Genomic DNA, 18,418 nt, shown 5'->3' with positions numbered 1-18,418 from the left:
AATACCGGAGGTAAATATGGGTAAGATTCTCAATGAACAGATTGTAAGCACACAAATGCTGTGCAAGGATGTTTTTAAAATGACTATCAGGTCTGAATATGTTGCTTCAAATGCAAAACCGGGTCAGTTTGTCAATATCAGATGCGGCGGGTTGGATGCTATGCTGAGACGTCCTATAAGCATTTGCGATGTAAATAAATCTCAAAATACGTTTGATATAGTTATTCAGGTAAAGGGTAGCGGTACCGAAAAGCTTTGCAGTATGTGTCAGGGAGGAGTTGACATAATGGCACCTCTGGGAAATTCCTTTATGATAGATGATAAACATGAAAATATATGTGTAGTTGGGGGGGGAATAGGAACCTTCCCTCTCCTTTATCTGTTAAAATCCTCCCAATCAATTCACAAGACGGCTCTGCTGGGGTTCAGAAACAAAGAATCCGTTGTTCTGGAGGACAAATTCAGGGTTGCCGCAGATATTGTGGAAATAGCTACAGATGATGGTTCGTACGGAAAAAAAGCCTTTGTAACAGAATTGCTGGAGGAGACAATTGTGTCTCAAAAACCTGATATTATATATACCTGTGGCCCTGCTATAATGATGCAGAAGGTTGCCGCTATTGCGGAAAAAAACGGAATCTCATGTCAGGTATCCATGGAACAACGCATGGGGTGCGGTATAGGGGCATGTCTGGTTTGTGCCTGCAAGACCCAAAAAGGTGATGACTGGGGGTTCAGCCACGTTTGTAAGGACGGGCCCGTATTCTGGAGTACAGAGGTTTGCTGGGACTAAATGGGAGGTTTATATATGTCAAATAAGATAGATTTAAGCACAAATATTGCAGGAGTACAGTTTGACAATCCTGTTATAATGGCATCAGGTACTTACGGGTTTGGAAAGGAATATAGTGAGTATGTTGATTTGAACCAAATCGGAGGAATTTCCGTAAAGGGACTTACTCTCAAGGAAAGAAAAGGCAACAAGCCACCCAGAATAGCAGAAACGCCTGCAGGTATACTTAACAGTGTAGGGTTACAAAATCCGGGAGTTGAAAGTTTCATAACGGAAGACCTACCTTTTTTGAAAAATTATAAAACTAAAATAATTGCAAACATTGCCGGAAATACTATAGAAGAGTATTGCAAAATGGCAGAAATACTGGGCGACTCTGATGTGGATGCCATAGAAATGAATGTGTCCTGTCCCAACGTTAAGGCCGGATGTCTGGCCTTTGGGACTACGCCCAAAGGAATAGAGGAAATTACATCCGCAGTAAAAAAATACTGCAAGCAGCCATTGATAGTAAAATTGACCCCAAATGTTTCTGATATCAAGTCAATAGCAACGGCTGCCGAGGGGGCAGGTGCGGACTGTATATCACTTATAAACACAATATTAGGACTTGCAATTGATATAAATAAAAAGAAGCCAATTTTAGCTAACAATTTCGGAGGCCTTTCAGGCCCTGCTGTAAAGCCTATCGCATTACGGATGGTATATGAAGCTGCCCACTCGGTTAAAATACCCGTAATAGGAATGGGCGGTATTACTTCTTGGGAGGATGCCGTAGAATTCATGCTTGCGGGTGCGTCAGCCGTAATGGTCGGGACTGCAAATTTTGTTAACCCTACAATTCCAATAGAAATTGTTAACGGAATTGAAAAGTATCTTGAGCGCCATGGACATACAAGCCTAAATGAAATTATCGGAAAATTGGAACTGAATGACTGATTAATTTGATATAATTATTACTGTTGCATTATATTTAAAATATTGGAGGTACTCATGAAAACGAGGCTTATATTTGTAAGACATGCGGAAGCAGAAGGAAATTTCAACAGAGTATTTCACGGATGGTATGACAGCAGGATTACGGAAAAGGGACATAAACAGGCGAAGGCAGTAGCAGATAGACTTGCTGATTTGCCTATTGACATTATATATTCAAGCAGCTTGACAAGAACCCTGCAGACAGCACAGTATATAGCTGATATCAAAAAGCTTCCTATTATCCGCACAGACAAAATGAAGGAAATCAACGGCGGAGAATGGGAAAATGTTGCATGGGAAGTTCTCCCTGACTTATATCCGAATGAAAACTATACATGGGAAAATGAACCTCATATGCATCAAATGCCAAACGGTGAAAATATGGAGGGCTTCTATAACCGTCTTTTAAAAGAAGTTATGGATATAATCGGACAAAACAAAGGAAGAAATGTATGTATAGTTACACATGGCACAGCCATCAGGGCAATGCTCTGCAGGTTTTACGGCAAGTCTCTTAAATATATGAAAAATGTATATTGGCATGACAATACATCGGTAACAATCGTTGATTTTAATGATGAAAATGATGAATTTCAGGTTGTACTCGAAGGTGATATTGTACATCTAGGTGCGGAGTTGAGTACTATTCAGAACCAGGAGTGGTGGCAAAGCTACATGGAGTCAAGACAAAAAAATAATTAAGGTTTTGTAGGAGGTTAACAATGGAAAAAAATAATCTGATCAACTGGCTGTTTAAAACCAACGCCGTCAGGATATGTCCTGAAAACAAGCCATTTTGGTATACGTCATCCAAGATAGGCCCTTACTACATAAATACACATTTTCTTTATGGCAGTGAAGAAAAGGCAAATAGTCTTTTAAAAGTAATTGATGTATGCAAAGAAAATAAAATGGACTGCTCAGAGATAATACTTGAACTTGCTCATAAGAATTTTGAAACTGACGAGATATACAGAGGCCTTATAACCACCATGTGTGAGTATATAAGGAGTAATATTGATATAGAAGATATAGCATATATATCAGGAGGAGAAAGAAGAGACTGGTTTTTTTCACTTATAATAGCAGATATACTCAAAATACCGCACATAACAATATTCAAGGATTTGACAGCTGTATTGTATAAAGATGGAATATCTTCAGAGGTAGCTGAGCTTGGAGGAGCAAATGTGCTTCATATTGCGGATATTATAACAGAGGCTTCCAGTTATGTACGTGCATGGATTCCGGCTGTTAATAAACTAAAAGGTAATTTGAAATACAGTCTTGTGGTAATAGACAGATTGCAGGGCGGTACCGAAAAGTTAAAGTCTGCAGGTGTGGAATCCCATGCACTTATGAATGTGGATAAAGGACTTTTTGACGGTGCACTTTCAGGCGGACACATTTCATCGGAACAATACGGTTTACTAATGAAATATCTTGACAATCCTACAGTTACAATGAAAGAATTCTTAATAAACAATCCGGAATTTCTGGAGAATTCCCTTAATGCAGACCCAAAGACTGCTGAAAGAGCACGTATATGCATAGAAGAGGATATTTATGGTCTGAAATAAATAATTACTGAATACATATACCTTTGAAAGAATATGGGAATTCAATAAATAACTCGAGAGGGTTGGAGTGTTTTAATGAAAAGGTTTGTATTTTTAGCATCCATAGTACTGGCAGCCGGCTTTATAGCATTATTATCATATAGCCACTTTGCCTTTCAGGATGCTTTTTTCTTTCTTAGGGGTGAGGTTAAAATTGATAGAGTAATTTGTCATGGAGATATGGATAGAGATGGAATACCTGATAATGAGGATATAGTACAGGGTGCCAGACTGGAGATATCCAACAGAACAAAGTACCAAAGTACTTACTATGAGGGTGGATATCCACCAAAATCAGAAGGTGTATGTACTGATGTTGTGTGGAGAGCGCTAAAAAATGCAGGATATGATCTGAAGGCACATATGGATGTTGATATTTCAAAGAATACAATTGATTACAAAAACGGTGTAATTATACCTGATCCCAATATAGATTTCAGACGTGTGAAGAATCAGTATGTATTTTTCAAAAAATTTGCTACGAATCTAACAACAGAGGTAAAACCATTTAACAGGAAAAACTTGTATGAGTGGCAACCCGGTGATATAGTAATATTGAAAAACAGTGACCATGTTGCAGTTATATCGGATAAACGCAGGAGAGATGGAGTCCCGGGTATAATACACAACTCCAGCACTTTTCCCATGGAAGAAAACTTACTTTTAAAATGGAGCAAAAATGGCCGAATAATAGGACATTTCAGGTTCCCACAAAATAATTTGGAGTAAAATGGAAGAGGGGGATTTGGTATGGCAATTCAAAAGACAAATGTAATGAGAATTTTGGATAGTGCAAAAATCAATTATAATATATATACATACGACAGTAAGGGCGGAGCAATAGACGGTGTTTCAGTAGCCGAAAAGATCGGACAGTCTGTTGAAAGAGTGTATAAGACACTTGTAACCAGAGGAAACAGCAAAAACTATTTTGTTTTTGTAATTCCGGTAAGCAAGGAACTTAACCTCAAAGCTGCTGCAAAAGCAGTGGGGGAGAAGTCAATAGAGATGATAAAAGTTGATGAAATCAATAAGGTTACCGGCTATATCAGGGGAGGCTGTTCCCCAATAGGAATGAAAAAGGATTACAAAACAGTAATAGACAGCACTTGTCTAGGCCTTGATACATTTATTTTCAGCGGTGGAAAAATAGGTTTTCAGGTTGAGGTAAGCCCTAAAGAATTAATAGAATATATAAAAGCAGATACAGAGAGCATAACTGAATAAAAGGAGATTAACATTATGGACTCAAATGCAGTAATAGCAGTTGCAGTAGTACTTATATCAATCTACCTCACTACTCAGGAAATACTTAAGTACCGTTTAAAAAAGGAACAAATAAAAGCCGATGCCTTGGTTAAGACTGAAGAAATAAAGGCTAAAAATCAGCTGGAAATTGAAAAGCTTATTCATCAGGATAACAGTGAAAAAGTGATTAGTATTTCCAATTCTGAAGATGCCATAAATAATGACGAAAATCTTAATAGCCATAGAAGCCGTATAAATGATAGATTCTAGCTTTGAACGACTTAAAAATAAAATTTTTTGTTTACAATTAAATACAAATAATGTAATATATACCTATAATAATTTATTAGGAGGGGTATATATGAAAAGGCATCTTGTAATTCTCTTGGTTATGTGTATGCTCTTTACCAGTTGTTTTTCCATGCTGGTAATCCAAGCAGAGGGTTTGGAGGATCTTCCTGCACCTCAGGACCGTTATTTGTGGTCAATAGCAGCAAATGACAATGGATTGTTTGCGGCTGTTGGAGATTACGGTATTGTTAGGTTAACAGAAAACGGAATGGATTGGAAGGATATTCAGCTTCCTACAGATTCTCAGCTTAATTCGGTTGCCAGCAGAGGAATTCAGTTTGTAGCAGTAGGTGATTTTGGTGCAATTTATACTTCAGAAGAAGGTTATGACTGGAAAGAGGTAATGCCTCCAAAGTTTGATTACAATCTTACTTCTGTAGTGTCAAACGGAAAAGTTTTCGCTGCTACAGGAAGCAATGGAGCGATTCTTTACTCAGAAGACGGATATAACTGGGTAAAGGTTGAAAGAACTTACACATCCTATAAAGAGACTATCCCCAATATAACAAGTCTTGTATGGAACGGAAGTGTATTTTATGCTTTAACTGATTTGGGGACAAGCCTGATATCAGAAAATGGTATTGACTGGAAAGAACAAGAAATCTATACGGCAGTTGAGTCCAAATTTGGCTTTTCATTAAAAAACGTAACTTGGGGTAACGATAAGTTTGTTGCCACAGGCGAAAAGGGTACAATCGAAGTATCTTATGACGGCGTTTACTGGAAGCCGGTTTTCCAAGACGAAAAAGCATCCTTCAGAAATATAATTTGGAGCGAGTCTGAAAATGGTTTCTATGCAACCGGAACCCGTGGACTTATCAGTTTTTCAAAAGATGGTTTCGGATGGGATAGAATAACAAAGGAAGGTATTTCTGCTTATGCAATAGAGGATATGGCGATATTCAAAGATATAGCCATTGGTATCGGTGGAGGCGGATTAATAACCAGAATTAAGTATCTTGAACACTCTGTTGAAGTTGTTAATGCAGGAGCAAATGATGGTTATCAGCTATATGATGTCACCACTGACGGAAAAATCATAGTAGCCGTGGGTACTGACGGAAGAGTAAGAAGGTCAACTGATGGCGGTTTAACATGGTCATACTTTAACCTTACTACAATTGATGACCTTGTTGATATTGACTACGGTGGAGGAGCTTTTGTAGCAGTCGGACCCGGTGGTACAATTATCAGGTCTACTGATGGAGGCAAAAACTGGTATGCACCTGTAACAGGCTATGGTAATAACATAGAAGGTGTTACATATTCAAATGGAAAATTTATCGCTGTAGGAAGCAACGGACTTATTCTTACATCCGATAATGCAGGTGCTACATGGAGCGACAATGTTGTTTCACCACCGGTTAAATTGAATAAGGGTGAATATAACGGAAGAACATATGTTGTTGTTGGAAACAACGGTAAAATATTTACTTCTACTGATGGAGTAAATTGGACTGAACAAATATCAGGGACTACTAAAAACCTGACAAGCGTTGTTTGGGACGGCAGTAAATTTATAGCTGTAGGAAGCAACGGTACAATAATTACTTCGCCTGACGGAATAACATGGTCAACTTCAGTTTCAGGCTTCCAGACTAATTTTACCGACATCACTGTAACTGATAATACATGGATTATCGGTGGTTACAGAATTATTGCAACAGGCCTTTCCGGTAAGACTTATGGTTCTAATGACGGCATAAAATGGTTCCCAGTGGCTTCACAGGTTTCAACCAATCTGAATGGAACAGTATGGTGCAATGGTAAATACGTATCAGTAGGATGCCATGAATGTATTACAATATCCAAGGATGGATCAATTTGGACGCAGGTTCTTGGACATTATTAATAATTGGTTAAGTTATTATGAAGGCCGGCGGCGTAAGCTGTCGGCCTTATATAATGTATTTTATCGTACCTTCTCCAAAAAGGTGGTTTATCTCCAGTGTAAAAAATTCTTTAACTTCAGAAATTGATTCCTTGGGATATACATATTTACCATAACCAAACTGACCGAATTTAAATTTTCGGTTTTCGTTTATCATATCCAGAGTTGTATCAGGGAAAATCTCTAAAATCTTATTTTTGGCCCTTTCGGTATACCTGTGTGTTATTATCTCAAAGCTAGCTTCCTTTGCAGTTTGGTCATCAAGAGTATTTCTAAGTTTGAACAACAGGTTTTTATAGTCCTCTTTCCATCCTTCATAGAGAAATACAGGTGCAATTAAAAACCCGGTAGGATACCCGGCTTTAGATACCTTTCCGACTGCTGCTATACGTTTATCAGCAGAAGCAGTTTTATGTTCATAGGTGCTTATAATGTTATGAGTATTTAGACTAAACCGTATTTCGGTATGCTTGTTGTGCTCAAGGCCAAGAAGGCTGTCTATATCGGTAAACTTAGTTACAAACCTGAAGCGCGCATTTTTCTGGTTTGCAAAAAAGTTTATAGAGGCCTTTAAAGCTCCGGTGTAGGGTTCAACGGGAATAGGGTCGGAGGTTGCAGCACCTTCGAATATGGTATTTTCAGGGAGTCTTTCCTTTATATATTTATCTGCACGATTTAAAATGTCGTCAATGTTTACATAAACTCTAACGAAAGGCTTATCACCTAATTGTGTGTTGAGATAACAGTATTCACATTGACCGACACAGCCGCTTACAAGAGGAAGCTGATAATGTGCAGAAGGCTTACAGCTCTGGAAAGTCAGGCTTTTTTTTATGCCTACTACCAGGGTCTGCTTGCCATGTTTGTAAAGTGAGCAGGAATCCTCTCCCGGTATACATGACTTTACCCTGTTTAATGCACATTGATTTATCTCAGTACCGGAAGAACTAAAATGGTCGTATAGGCTTCTCCCAAGTTCATAATCAAGGGCACCTGTTTCAAAAATTACTCTTTGGGGTTTAAACATAAAAAAATCCTCACACATTTATATTTTTATTATTGTGTGAGGATAACTTTTTTATTATTCACTTTTTAAATACTATTTCCACCCATCACTGTAATCTTCATTCTCAGTGGTTTCCGTCATATTAAGACTGGAAGTATCTGCTTGAGGAAGCTTAATTCTTTCTGAATACAGGTATCCGCAAACAAGGGATGTCAGAGGCATTGTAAAAAGAATACCTATGCTGCCTACCAACGACTGAAGAATTTCCACAACTATCATTTCCTTGTTGAGAAGCTCTAAAAGTGAACTGTTATATGAAACAAGAAGCAAAACAACGGACAGGGAACTGCCGATATAAGCAAGTATAAGTGTATTAGCCATTGTTCCCATTATATCCTTTCCAATAGCTATTCCTGATTTTACCAGCATACTGAACGGAGTATACTCCAGTTTTTCCTGCATTTCAGCAAGTGAAGCTGCAATTGACATTGACACGTCCATTATGGCTCCGATTGCTCCAATAAGAATGGCAGCGAATATTATTGCTTTTAAATCTATTGGATGATTTGTATTAATACGCAACAGGTAAAGGGATTCCTCACTGACAAACCCCGTGAGCTTTAAAAGCTTGTCCATGAAAGTAATCAAAACACCGGATACAAGGACACCCACCATACAGCCAATACCTGCTGCAAGACTTTTCTTGCTGGGGCCGTAAACGATAAGCAAAGTCATGCAAATTATAAAAAGACAGGTTATAATTGACCAGATATAAATATTGAAGCCCTGTAATACTGAAGGGACAAATACTGCAAATATGGCTGCGAAGGTAAATATAAGTGACAATATTGTATTGAATCCTTTGGATCTGCCAAATATCAGAAGCAGGATAAAAAAGATGATTCCAAGCACCAATAGTGCATTAGTTCTATGGTATTCCGCCATGACCCAATCATATTGAGAATCTTTGTTGTCGAGCTTATATAAAATTACTTTGTCTCCAGGCTCAATTTCTTTTTGTGAGCCACCTGAAAATGGATCTATGGTTTGAAGAGCGTTAATCTGCTTGCCTTTGTCTTTACCGGATAAAAGTTTTGCCGAAAAAGCAATATCCTTACCCTCATTTGGGCTGTCTCCGCCCAGATTATATTCGGTTTTACTTGTTTTAATTATTTTAATTACACTTGCACTCTGGGCTTCAACACCGTCAACACCTTTTAACATATCAAGATTTTTGGTGGTAAACCTGTTTCCTATGTATAACAGTACTATGGAAATAACAATAGTAGAGATGTATATGAGAGTTTTTTTGTTTATGAGCTTTTTTAAGTAGTGTGCTTCCATATAATTCTCCTCTTAAAACTTTTTAAAGGCAAAGAAAACTGCACCTAAAATACATATAAACGATAAGATATAATTGAGCTTGAAGCTTTCTTTTAGATAAAGTACTGAAAAAACACCAAAAACTACCAGTGTTATTGCTTCCTGTATAATTTTAAGCTGAGCTGTGTCAAAGTTCTTTGACGCAAGCCTGTTAGCAGGTATCATAAAGCAGTATTCAAAAAATGCTATTCCCCAGCTTATTATAATAATAAGAGGAAGAGAAGCTGAACTATTTTTAAATTTAAGATTACCATACCACGCAAATGTCATAAAAATATTTGAAACTACCAAAAGTAAAAAAGGCCAGAATTTAATAATTGAATACATATCTAAAACCCCGCTAATATAATGCTTTATCGTACATGCATAAATAACATTATAATCTATTATTCATAATTTTCAACAGTCATTGCATATTTGTCCCATTAAAATGACAATAAGATTGAAAATTTTAACATAATTAGTATAATATTAGTATGGTATTATATATTTACCGGCAAGTGTTTTATAAAAAAATATAGAGTATAGCCAGCAGCCGGGTGCTGATATATAAGGGCTTGAGGTAGTATAATGACATTAAAAAATATAAAAAAGGTTATTTTGGCGGGCTTTGCAGTTGTGTTTTTTATATTGTTTTTTGGAAATACGTTTGTAGAAGCAGTTAATAATAAAGTTATAGAGGATGTCCGGCCTAAAAAAAATATTTTGATACTGCATTCGTATAATGAAGGCTTGGCATGGACAAGTGATCAGAATACCGGAATAATTGAAACTATTGAAAAAGAATATCCAAACACTAGTACATATGTAGAATATATGGATTGGAAAAATTATCCTACCACTAGTATACTATCTTATTTAACTGACTACTTCGAATTCAAGTACAAACATAAACGTCTTGATCTGATAATTACTACTGACGATGCAGCTTTTAAATTTGCATTACTCAACAGAAAACAATTGTTTTCCGATGCACCTATTGTTTTTTCAGGAGTTAACCAGGAAAATATTTCAGAAATTGCCGGGAGTTATAAAAATTACACCGGGGTTATAGAAAATATCGATCCTACTGAAACTTTCAGAATAGCTTTGAGAATAAATCCTCACATAAAGAAAGTTTATGTGGTGTTTGATAATTCGGAAAGCGGATTGTCAACAGGTGGCTTGGTAATGGATAAGGCCAAGGCAATGAATCTTGAACCAATACCAATGAATAGAATGAGTTTCCATGAGCTTTTGCAACAAGTAAGTAAACTGGATAACACAAGTATAGTATTTTTTGCAACTTATTACAGTGATGGAAATGGAAAAATGTTGGAATTTAATCTGGCATCCAGAGAAATAAGCAAGTACAGTAGTGTACCTTTATATCACCAATATGACTTTGGATTGAATAAGGGGGCCTTCGGTGGGGAAATGTTAAGCGGCACGCTGTGCGGAAACTATGCAGCAAAACTTGCCGTGAGGATATTAAAGGGAGAATCTGCTTCGGATATAAAGATTATATCCCCCAAGGCAACGAGAGTAGTGTTTGACTATGAGCAGTTAAAACGTTTTGAGGTACCGGTTTGGAAATTGCCTAAATCCGCTGAAATAATAAATAAACCATTCTCATTTTTTGAAACATACAAGCGGCTTGTTATGTGTGTTATAGGTGTTTTTGCAGTACTTACACTGTTTTTAATTATTTTGTTGGTATATATAAGGAAAATTAAAAATATACGTAAGCAATTATATATGAGCAACGAGGAACTTACTCAGACATATGAGGAATTGGTTGCCTCGGATGAGGAATTGAAGCATCAACTGGATGAAATCCGTTCTATACAAAAAAGTCTGTCCCAAAGCGAGGAGAAGTACACTTTTCTGGCGCTTCATGACGTACTGACGGGTCTTCCCAACAGACGTTCGCTGATAGAGGATTCTAACGGGCTTTTGTCAGGCAATTCAGAAAAAAAGCTTGCATTGCTGTTTATTGATATGGATAATTTTAAATACATTAACGATACAATGGGACACGAATTCGGTGATGAACTAATAAACAAAGCAAGCCAAAGACTTAAAGCGGCTCTTAAAGATTTCGGGACACTGTACCGCCTGGGTGGTGATGAATTTATCCTGCTTATACATGATATTGAAAATCAGTTTGAGGCAGAGGAGTTTATGTGTCAAGTTCTTCAAAGTTTCAAGGATGAATTTGAAATCAGAAATAGTGTACTTCATATCACTTTCAGTATTGGAGCAGCGCTATATCCTGACCACGGGAACAGTATAGAGGATTTAATAAAGTGTGCGGATATAGCAATGTACAAGGCTAAGGAACAGGGCAAAAACAGATATGTGCTTTATGATAAGGACATGGATAAGGCTTTTTCAGAAAGAATGACTATAGAAAAGCTATTGCACACAGCTATGGAAAAGAATGAATTTGAGGTATATTACCAGCCACAGTTTGATCTGGAGACACAAAAGGTAACCGGCCTTGAGGCTCTGCTCAGATGGAAAAGTTCAGAGCTTGGTAATGTTTCACCTATAAAATTCATTCAGGTTGCCGAGGATACTCATTTAATAATACCTTTAGGAGAATGGGTTCTGAAGCAGGCTTGTGCCTTTATTAAGGAATTACATGATAAGGGGTTAAAAGATTTGACCGTATCCGTAAATATATCAACAATACAGATTCTCCAGTCCGGCTTTACACGTAAGATAATTGATATAATAAACAGTTATAAGCTCAATCCCGAATGTCTTGAATTGGAAATTACCGAAACTATTTTGATTGAATCATTTACTACTGTTTTCAGAAAACTAAACAAGTTAAAAAAAATGGGTATAAGAATAGCATTAGATGATTTTGGTAAGGGCTATTCTTCCTTGAACTATTTAAAACAGCTTCCAATATCAACTTTAAAGATAGATAAATCCTTTATTGACAGTGTTTCAATAGACGAGGAGGGAAGAACAATAACTCGTCACATAATCACACTTGGAAGATCTTTAGGAATGACTATTATAGCCGAAGGTGTAGAATATACCGAACAACTGGAATACCTGAGAAAATATCATTGTGACAGGATTCAGGGATATCTGTTCTCAAAGCCTTTGCCCGGAGAAGATGTTAAAAAACTCTTGAATGTATAATTGTAGAATTAGTCTTATAGTCGACCATGAAAATCCGTGAAATACGGTTTTCATGGTCCTTTTATGTTTGAAGAGCAACTTCTTGACTAATTTCAATTAATTGGTATAATAATTATGTGCATATGCACATAATTATAACGAGGTGAAATTAATGCCAAGACCCAAAAAATGCAGAAGGGTTGGTTTTATACCAGGTAATGCGTGCTTTCATCCCGAAATCAAAAGTCAGGTTCAGGTTGTTTTGAGTATTGAGGAGGTTGAAGCCATCAGACTTGCAGACTATCTGGAAATCGGTCAGGATGAGGCCGCAGACAGTATGAATGTTTCCAGAGGAACTTTTCAGCGTATAATAAATTCTGCTAGGAAAAAGACGGCAGATGCATTGGTACATGGGAAGACTATCCGAATAGACGGGGGAAATTATCAGGTAGAGTCAGGCAGAAGCTGCTGCAGGAGACAAAGAGGGGAATGCAGCACTATAAACTGTGACAGGTGTGAAGGTTGTATAGACTGTCACAAACCAACAAATATATAACGAGGTGAATTGTATGGTAGATAATGGATGTAGTTGTGGTGGAACAGATTGCGCATCAAGTGATTGCGGGGGCAGTTGTCCTTCAGGCGGCGGCCGACCACAGAATTTTTTGGAAAAGACTCATGAACTCAATTCAATTAAAAGAGTTATTGGGGTTGTAAGCGGTAAAGGAGGAGTAGGAAAATCTCTTGTAACTTCGACTTTATCGGTAATGATGAGAAGAAAAGGCTATGAAGTAGGAGTGCTCGATGCGGATATTACAGGGCCTTCAATACCGAAAATATTCGGAATTAATCAGAAGGCACATGGAAGCGAGCTGGGTATTTATCCCCAAACATCCCAAAATGGCATCAAGTTAATGTCAGTTAACCTTATGCTTGATCAGGACGATGCTCCGGTTATTTGGAGAGGCCCGATTATAGCAGGAGTTGTTAAACAATTCTGGACTGATGTAATATGGGGAGAGGTGGACTATCTGTTTCTTGATATGCCGCCGGGAACAGGGGATGTTCCATTGACAGTTTTCCAATCAATTCCTTTGGATGGAATAGTTATAGTTACTTCTCCTCAGGATCTGGTTTCCATGATAGTTAAAAAGGCCTACAATATGGCAAGGGAAATGAATATTCCTATTCTGGGGATTGTTGAAAATATGAGCTATTTAAAATGTCCTGACTGCGGTAAGGAAATTAATGTTTTCGGTAAAAGCAAAATCGATGAAATATCAGCAGGCTTGGGCCTCAAAGTACTGGGTAAAATGCCAATAGATCCTTCTATTGCGGAATTATGTGACAAGGGTGAGCTTGAAAAAGTAAATCATGAACATTTGGCAGCTGCTGTATCGCATATTGAAAATAAATTACCTGTTGAAAAGGAGAATGGGATAATGAAAATTGCAATTGCAACTGAAGGTAACAATGTTTCCTCTCATTTTGGAAAGTGTGAGCTTTTTACAGTAGTTGAAATAGAGAATAAATCTATAAAAAGCAAGGAAGTAGTTAGTACCGGAGGCAATCAGCACGGTCTTCTTCCGGGTTTTCTGGCTTCTCTGGGTATAAAAACCGTTATAGCCGGAGGGATGGGAGACGGTGCAAGGCAAAAACTCGAAGAGAATAATATACAGATTATATCAGGAATCAGCGGAAATACAGATGAAGCAATAAAGCTTTATATTGACGGAAATCTGAAATCAGCAAGTTCAGGATGTTCAGGACATGAACATTCACATGAACATAATCATGGTGAGGGCGGTTGCAGCTGCGGAAATCATTAAAAAATGAGATGAATAAAGCATAATAACCTTGGAAATTAACTTTCCTTTGTTATTATGCTTTATTTGCCTTATTAAACTTATATCTGACCCGTCATAAACTGAACCCCAATACTGACGGCTGTTACCGTGAACCATACCAGTAACCCCAACAGAAGTGGTTTAAAACCGGTTTTTAGCATTTCCTTAAAATTTGCATTTAGTCCTACGGCTGATAAAGCCATAACTATAAAAAACTTACCCGTACCTGAAAGAAATGAAACTGCCGAACTGTTGAATATGCCAAGTGTGTTTAATAGTGATGCAGCGAGAAATCCGGCGATAAACCATGGGAAAATACGCTTGAAGCTGTATGAAACCGTATCATCCTGTTTTGAAACTCTTCTTTTTCTAATTATTGTAACTGCTGCATAAATCAATGATATTGGTATAATCATTGTAGTACGTGTCAACTTTACAATTGTTGCATATGCTCCCGCTGCATTGCTGTAAGCATAACCTGCCGCTACAACGGAAGAAGTATCATTTATCGCAGTTCCGGCCCACAAACCAAAGGCTGTATCGGAAAAGCCTAATAAATGCCCAAGTGGAGGAAAGATTAAGACTGCTAAAATATTAAAGAAAAAAATAGTTGATATCGAATATGCAACTTCCTTTTCTTCGGCTTCTATTATGGGAGATACCGCAGCTATGGCTGAACCACCGCAAATGGCTGTTCCGACTCCTATAAGACTTGTAAGATTAAAAGGTACCTTAAGAAGTTTACCGAAGCCATAGGCCGAAATAAAAGCAAATGAAAGGGTAAACAACATTACATATAAGGATTCAAGCCCTGTTTTCCATACCTGTGTGAGACTCAAACCCGTTCCAAGCAAAATAATAGCATACTGAAGAACTTTTTTTGACGTAAATTTAACACCGCTGACAGACCATGCAGGTTTTCCCATTGTGTTGTTAATTATTATACCCAGCAGTATTCCGAAAACCGGACCTCCTATAATTGGGAATATGCCTCCAAGCCATGTCGCGGCAAGTGCTATGACCAACGCCAGTAGTATTCCGGCAGTATTTTTTCTTATCCATACCATAATTAATTCCTCCGAATTTTTGATATGTTTATTTTAATATTACATATGCATAAATACAAATTATGATTTATTATATATCAATAAGAATTTTTTATAGATTGTTAGTGTACGGAGGTTATATATGATAGACCCTAAAATAACTACTTTTATTTGGGCGGCTAAACTGAACAGCTTTACCAAAGCCGCTGAAATGCTTAATTTAACACAGCCGGCAGTTACACAGCATATCAAGCAGCTTGAGGAACACTATAAGGTTAAATTGTTTAAAAGAGTAGGGAGACAGATATACCTGACAGAGGAAGGCGAGCTTCTTTTTAAATATGCAAAAGAGATTGAGGCCAATTCTTTGTTTATAGAAAGAACCCTGAAAAACAAATCGGCACTTAATAAGCGATACAACGTGGGAACAACTCTCACAATCGGCGAATTTGTACTTCCCGATATGCTGGGACAGTATAAAAGACACCACGAAAACATTGATGTTATAGTTCACGTTCACAATACCGATGAAAATTTGAAAAGGCTTTCCAGCGGGGAACTTGATTTGAGTATAGTTGAAGGGCCTTTTGACAAAAACAGATTCAAATATAAAAAAATGAGAGATGATGAGCTGGTACTGGTGGTTTCCCCTGCGAGCAGTTTTGCAAGTAAGGGAGAAGTGCGTCTTGAAGATGTTGCATATGGCGGAAAGCTCATTTTGAGAGAAAAGGGCAGCGGAACAAGAATGGTATTTGAAAACAAAATGTCAGACATAGGTCTTAGCCTTACTGATTTAAAGGTTTACATGGAGGTTGGAAGTATAGGCGCAATTAAATCACTGGTTCAGGCCAATCTGGGATATACGGTTGTTTCAATGGAAGCAGTTGAAAAAGAAGTGAGAGATGGATCACTGGTTGTATTACCCATCCAAGGAATAAAAATAATGAGGGAATTCAATTTTATATATATGGATATGAGTCAGAATTCATTTATACAGGAATTCATGGAATACATTATGAATTTTGGAGATATAATCAAATAAAACTATATTAATATATCGTAATATTTAAATATATGGATTGACAATGGTTAAGTATTTTAATATAATCAGTATATCCTCGAGGTGCACAAAATTTATATAAGGAGTAAAAGATGAACACAATAAAAAGTTTTGTACACAAATGGGTATGGTTGATGCTTATTTTCTTCTGTATTGCGGGTCTGATATATCCGAAGGTAGGTATTGCCGCTGTAATATGTATGCTGGCTCCTGTAGCGGTATCCATCTTCAGTGGAAGAATGTGGTGTGGCAATTTCTGCCCCAGAGGAAGTTTTAATGATATACTGATTTCTAAAATAAGCCGTAATAGAAAAATTCCCCGGCTTATGAAAAACAAGTGGTTCAGATTACTTTTTGTAGTGGTACTAATGGGAGCTTTTGCGGTGCAGTTATCATTTGCATGGGGTAATATTGTACAGGTTGGACAGGTGTTTGTCAGAATGATATTAATAACTACGGGATTATCTATAATCCTGGGAGCTATTTACAGTCATAGAGCATGGTGTGTTATTTGTCCAATGGGTACAATGGCTTCTTGGGTTACTCAGGCTGGCATTGGTTCAAAAGGTAAAAATGTGACTTTTGATAAGCAAAGATGTGTTAGCTGCAAGCTTTGTATAAAATCCTGCCCCATGGAAATAGATGTACTTAATTTCAAGAGCAAGGGAGAGGTTACTCACCCTGACTGTCTGAAATGCGGTGAATGTGTAATAAAGTGCCCGAAAGACGCACTTGAAATATAAATAAGTTAATAAACAAAGGAGGTTATGATATGTCCGCTATTAAAGCTAAAAATAATTATATAGGCGCAAACGGCAGTAGAATGAATTGTGCACAAGCAGTACTCAGTGCTTTCAAGGAGAAATACAATATAGAAGATGATTTGGTGGAGCGCTTTAGAAACTATGGAGGGGGCAGGGCTCCTGACGGCCTTTGCGGAGCTTACTATGCTGTGAAGTATATTTTAAGTAATTACGATGAGGAAAAGGTTGCAGAACTGGAAAACTATTTTCTTGAAAATGCTGGAGCCTTGCAGTGCAGCAACATAAAGGGGTTAAAAAAACTTTCATGTGTGGGCTGTGTTGAAAAAAGTTCTGAATTTCTGGAAAAACTTGACTGAAATGATGTAAAAGACTTGATTCTTAAAATTAAGAATCAAGTCTTTTTTCACTAAATTCCAATTTTGATTCACGCCAGCGGTTGTATAGAATATAAAGGCCCGTGAGGCCTAATAATATCTGCCCGGTAATGACTGAATATGTCCAAGGAAAAAGGTATCTTATAACCAATGGAAGACCATCCCATAAACCATGTAAAACTACTACCGTAATATATGATTTAATAACTTTACCATTGATAAAAAATTTTCCTTGTACACTTTCTCTCAGAAGAACGCTGGAGAGTATGGCAGTCCAGGTTCCATGACCTACCGGGGAAGTTATTCCACGCAGGAGAGTAATAAAAACAGTGTGTGTCAGGCTTCCACCGCTTTGCAGAAACGTAGAAAATGCATACCCGGTACTTTCAAAGGCTGCAAAACCCATTCCGGCTGCGGAACCTAGAATAATCCCGTCCAACATTGAATTATAGCGTCTATGTCTTGCAATAAGAAAGACACCGATAAGTTTAGTGAATTCTTCAATAATACCGACTGCAAAAGCCGTTGTAAATGTTAGTTCACTGATAAAAACAGGCTCAAGCAGTGAAGCGGCGATTGTACCTAAAGCTCCACCAAAGAAAAAGCACATGGCAGTAGCAGACATATTAACGCTGAACCATTCCCTTTTTTCATAGAAAAAGGTGACAAAAGCCACAGGTACCAAAAAGTTTCCTATAAGTACTATACTGGGAAACAGATTGATGTTACCTGTTAACATAAAAGCAAGAATAGTAGCTGCATAAACTATAAATCCCACAAAAAGAACACGGAGCCAGTATCTGCGTTTTGTTTGAGTCATATTATATATCACACCTGAAAGTTTATTTATTATTATGATTACAATTTATTTAATATAAATCCTTGGAAAAAACTTCAGATTGAGTTATAGAAAAAAACCTCTTACTTTTATGTAAGAG

Annotated in this window: 19 protein-coding genes; 14 read left to right on the top strand and 5 right to left on the bottom strand. The window is 37.4% G+C overall.

The window, feature by feature from the left end; all coding sequences use genetic code 11:
• The first annotated feature begins 16 nt into the window (after nucleotides 1-16).
• The 8 genes from L323_RS28480 (at nucleotide 17) to L323_RS28445 (ending at nucleotide 6,841) form a co-directional block, all read left to right on the top strand.
• Nucleotides 17-793 (top strand): dihydroorotate dehydrogenase electron transfer subunit, encoded by a 777-nt coding sequence (locus tag L323_RS28480; RefSeq protein WP_020815046.1) that lies wholly within the window; start codon nucleotides 17-19, stop codon nucleotides 791-793.
• A gap of 15 nt (nucleotides 794-808) precedes the next feature.
• Nucleotides 809-1,732 carry a dihydroorotate dehydrogenase gene (locus L323_RS28475; RefSeq protein WP_020815045.1) on the top strand — a complete coding sequence of 308 codons (924 nt, stop codon included), beginning with the start codon at nucleotides 809-811 and terminating at the stop codon, nucleotides 1,730-1,732.
• 54 nt (nucleotides 1,733-1,786) lie between these two features.
• Nucleotides 1,787-2,473, top strand: a complete 687-nt coding sequence (locus L323_RS28470) for a histidine phosphatase family protein (protein WP_020815044.1) — start codon at nucleotides 1,787-1,789, stop codon at nucleotides 2,471-2,473.
• A 20-nt stretch (nucleotides 2,474-2,493) separates the two neighbouring features.
• Nucleotides 2,494-3,351, top strand: coding sequence for a phosphoribosyltransferase (locus L323_RS28465; protein ID WP_020815043.1), 858 nt, complete (start codon nucleotides 2,494-2,496; stop codon nucleotides 3,349-3,351).
• 75 nt (nucleotides 3,352-3,426) lie between these two features.
• Nucleotides 3,427-4,119 carry a DUF1287 domain-containing protein gene (locus L323_RS28460; protein WP_020815042.1) on the top strand — a complete coding sequence of 231 codons (693 nt, stop codon included), beginning with the start codon at nucleotides 3,427-3,429 and terminating at the stop codon, nucleotides 4,117-4,119.
• Between the two features lie 21 nt (nucleotides 4,120-4,140).
• Nucleotides 4,141-4,617 carry a Cys-tRNA(Pro) deacylase gene (ybaK, locus tag L323_RS28455; RefSeq protein ID WP_020815041.1) on the top strand — a complete coding sequence of 159 codons (477 nt, stop codon included), beginning with the start codon at nucleotides 4,141-4,143 and terminating at the stop codon, nucleotides 4,615-4,617.
• Between the two features lie 15 nt (nucleotides 4,618-4,632).
• Nucleotides 4,633-4,908: a hypothetical protein gene (locus L323_RS28450; protein ID WP_020815040.1), complete on the top strand. Its 276-nt coding sequence runs from the start codon at nucleotides 4,633-4,635 to the stop codon at nucleotides 4,906-4,908.
• Nucleotides 4,909-4,999: 91 nt separating this feature from the next.
• Nucleotides 5,000-6,841: a sialidase family protein gene (locus L323_RS28445; RefSeq protein WP_020815039.1), complete on the top strand. Its 1,842-nt coding sequence runs from the start codon at nucleotides 5,000-5,002 to the stop codon at nucleotides 6,839-6,841.
• A gap of 46 nt (nucleotides 6,842-6,887) precedes the next feature.
• Here the strand turns inward: L323_RS28445 and splB are convergent, their stop codons facing one another.
• The 3 genes from splB to L323_RS28430 form a co-directional block, all read right to left on the bottom strand.
• Nucleotides 6,888-7,907 (bottom strand): spore photoproduct lyase, encoded by a 1,020-nt coding sequence (gene splB, locus L323_RS28440; RefSeq protein WP_020815038.1) that lies wholly within the window; start codon nucleotides 7,905-7,907, stop codon nucleotides 6,888-6,890.
• A gap of 72 nt (nucleotides 7,908-7,979) precedes the next feature.
• Nucleotides 7,980-9,230 (bottom strand): YibE/F family protein, encoded by a 1,251-nt coding sequence (locus L323_RS28435; protein WP_020815037.1) that lies wholly within the window; start codon nucleotides 9,228-9,230, stop codon nucleotides 7,980-7,982.
• Nucleotides 9,231-9,242: 12 nt separating this feature from the next.
• A complete protein-coding gene (locus tag L323_RS28430; RefSeq protein WP_020815036.1) occupies nucleotides 9,243-9,596 on the bottom strand; it encodes a DMT family protein in 354 nt (117 codons plus the stop codon).
• A gap of 243 nt (nucleotides 9,597-9,839) precedes the next feature.
• Here L323_RS28430 and L323_RS28425 point away from each other — a divergent pair, with 243 nt between their 5' ends.
• From L323_RS28425 to L323_RS28415, 3 genes are all read left to right on the top strand, one after another.
• Nucleotides 9,840-12,410, top strand: coding sequence for an ABC transporter substrate binding protein (locus tag L323_RS28425; protein WP_020815035.1), 2,571 nt, complete (start codon nucleotides 9,840-9,842; stop codon nucleotides 12,408-12,410).
• A 151-nt stretch (nucleotides 12,411-12,561) separates the two neighbouring features.
• Nucleotides 12,562-12,945: a DUF134 domain-containing protein gene (locus L323_RS28420; protein ID WP_020815034.1), complete on the top strand. Its 384-nt coding sequence runs from the start codon at nucleotides 12,562-12,564 to the stop codon at nucleotides 12,943-12,945.
• Nucleotides 12,946-12,958: 13 nt separating this feature from the next.
• The gene (locus tag L323_RS28415) at nucleotides 12,959-14,218 is read left to right on the top strand and encodes an iron-sulfur cluster carrier protein MrpORP (RefSeq protein WP_020815033.1); all 1,260 of its coding nucleotides are present in this window, start codon (nucleotides 12,959-12,961) and stop codon (nucleotides 14,216-14,218) included.
• Between the two features lie 77 nt (nucleotides 14,219-14,295).
• On the opposite strand, the gene L323_RS28410 is transcribed toward L323_RS28415, so the two are convergent.
• Entirely contained in the window at nucleotides 14,296-15,303 is a 1,008-nt protein-coding gene (locus tag L323_RS28410; protein WP_020815032.1) for a YeiH family protein, read from the bottom strand.
• A 121-nt stretch (nucleotides 15,304-15,424) separates the two neighbouring features.
• On the opposite strand from L323_RS28410, the gene L323_RS28405 reads away from it, so the two are divergent.
• From L323_RS28405 to L323_RS28395, 3 genes are all read left to right on the top strand, one after another.
• The gene (locus tag L323_RS28405) at nucleotides 15,425-16,324 is read left to right on the top strand and encodes a LysR family transcriptional regulator (protein WP_020815031.1); all 900 of its coding nucleotides are present in this window, start codon (nucleotides 15,425-15,427) and stop codon (nucleotides 16,322-16,324) included.
• Nucleotides 16,325-16,434: 110 nt separating this feature from the next.
• Nucleotides 16,435-17,085, top strand: a complete 651-nt coding sequence (locus L323_RS28400) for a 4Fe-4S binding protein (RefSeq protein ID WP_020815030.1) — start codon at nucleotides 16,435-16,437, stop codon at nucleotides 17,083-17,085.
• 29 nt (nucleotides 17,086-17,114) lie between these two features.
• The gene (locus L323_RS28395) at nucleotides 17,115-17,462 is read left to right on the top strand and encodes a C-GCAxxG-C-C family (seleno)protein (RefSeq protein WP_020815029.1); all 348 of its coding nucleotides are present in this window, start codon (nucleotides 17,115-17,117) and stop codon (nucleotides 17,460-17,462) included.
• A 28-nt stretch (nucleotides 17,463-17,490) separates the two neighbouring features.
• On the opposite strand, the gene L323_RS28390 is transcribed toward L323_RS28395, so the two are convergent.
• A complete protein-coding gene (locus tag L323_RS28390; RefSeq protein WP_020815028.1) occupies nucleotides 17,491-18,300 on the bottom strand; it encodes a PrsW family intramembrane metalloprotease in 810 nt (269 codons plus the stop codon).
• Nucleotides 18,301-18,418: the final 118 nt, after the last annotated feature.

It is taken from the genome of Ruminiclostridium papyrosolvens C7 (genome assembly GCF_000421965.1).
GTDB classification, from domain to species: Bacteria; Bacillota; Clostridia; order Acetivibrionales; family DSM-1351; genus Ruminiclostridium; species Ruminiclostridium papyrosolvens_A.
Note: the sequence above shows the minus strand (reverse complement) of the source record. Positions and strands in the feature narration are given on the sequence as shown.

Excerpts from the sequence above, each read along its gene's own strand:
- L323_RS28480 (WP_020815046.1), top strand. The coding sequence starts at position 17 with ATGGGTAAGATTCTCAATGAACAGATTGTAAGCACACAAATGCTGTGC.
- L323_RS28445 (WP_020815039.1), top strand. The coding sequence starts at position 5,000 with ATGAAAAGGCATCTTGTAATTCTCTTGGTTATGTGTATGCTCTTTACC.
- L323_RS28435 (WP_020815037.1), bottom strand. The coding sequence starts at position 9,230 with ATGGAAGCACACTACTTAAAAAAGCTCATAAACAAAAAAACTCTCATA.
- L323_RS28425 (WP_020815035.1), top strand. The coding sequence starts at position 9,840 with ATGACATTAAAAAATATAAAAAAGGTTATTTTGGCGGGCTTTGCAGTT.
- L323_RS28410 (WP_020815032.1), bottom strand. The coding sequence starts at position 15,303 with ATGGTATGGATAAGAAAAAATACTGCCGGAATACTACTGGCGTTGGTC.
- L323_RS28415 (WP_020815033.1), top strand. The coding sequence starts at position 12,959 with ATGGTAGATAATGGATGTAGTTGTGGTGGAACAGATTGCGCATCAAGT.
- L323_RS28405 (WP_020815031.1), top strand. The coding sequence starts at position 15,425 with ATGATAGACCCTAAAATAACTACTTTTATTTGGGCGGCTAAACTGAAC.
- L323_RS28390 (WP_020815028.1), bottom strand. The coding sequence starts at position 18,300 with ATGACTCAAACAAAACGCAGATACTGGCTCCGTGTTCTTTTTGTGGGA.
- L323_RS28400 (WP_020815030.1), top strand. The coding sequence starts at position 16,435 with ATGAACACAATAAAAAGTTTTGTACACAAATGGGTATGGTTGATGCTT.
- L323_RS28430 (WP_020815036.1), bottom strand. The coding sequence starts at position 9,596 with ATGTATTCAATTATTAAATTCTGGCCTTTTTTACTTTTGGTAGTTTCA.
- L323_RS28470 (WP_020815044.1), top strand. The coding sequence starts at position 1,787 with ATGAAAACGAGGCTTATATTTGTAAGACATGCGGAAGCAGAAGGAAAT.
- L323_RS28420 (WP_020815034.1), top strand. The coding sequence starts at position 12,562 with ATGCCAAGACCCAAAAAATGCAGAAGGGTTGGTTTTATACCAGGTAAT.
- L323_RS28475 (WP_020815045.1), top strand. The coding sequence starts at position 809 with ATGTCAAATAAGATAGATTTAAGCACAAATATTGCAGGAGTACAGTTT.
- L323_RS28465 (WP_020815043.1), top strand. The coding sequence starts at position 2,494 with ATGGAAAAAAATAATCTGATCAACTGGCTGTTTAAAACCAACGCCGTC.
- L323_RS28450 (WP_020815040.1), top strand. The coding sequence starts at position 4,633 with ATGGACTCAAATGCAGTAATAGCAGTTGCAGTAGTACTTATATCAATC.
- L323_RS28395 (WP_020815029.1), top strand. The coding sequence starts at position 17,115 with ATGTCCGCTATTAAAGCTAAAAATAATTATATAGGCGCAAACGGCAGT.
- ybaK (WP_020815041.1), top strand. The coding sequence starts at position 4,141 with ATGGCAATTCAAAAGACAAATGTAATGAGAATTTTGGATAGTGCAAAA.
- splB (WP_020815038.1), bottom strand. The coding sequence starts at position 7,907 with ATGTTTAAACCCCAAAGAGTAATTTTTGAAACAGGTGCCCTTGATTAT.
- L323_RS28460 (WP_020815042.1), top strand. The coding sequence starts at position 3,427 with ATGAAAAGGTTTGTATTTTTAGCATCCATAGTACTGGCAGCCGGCTTT.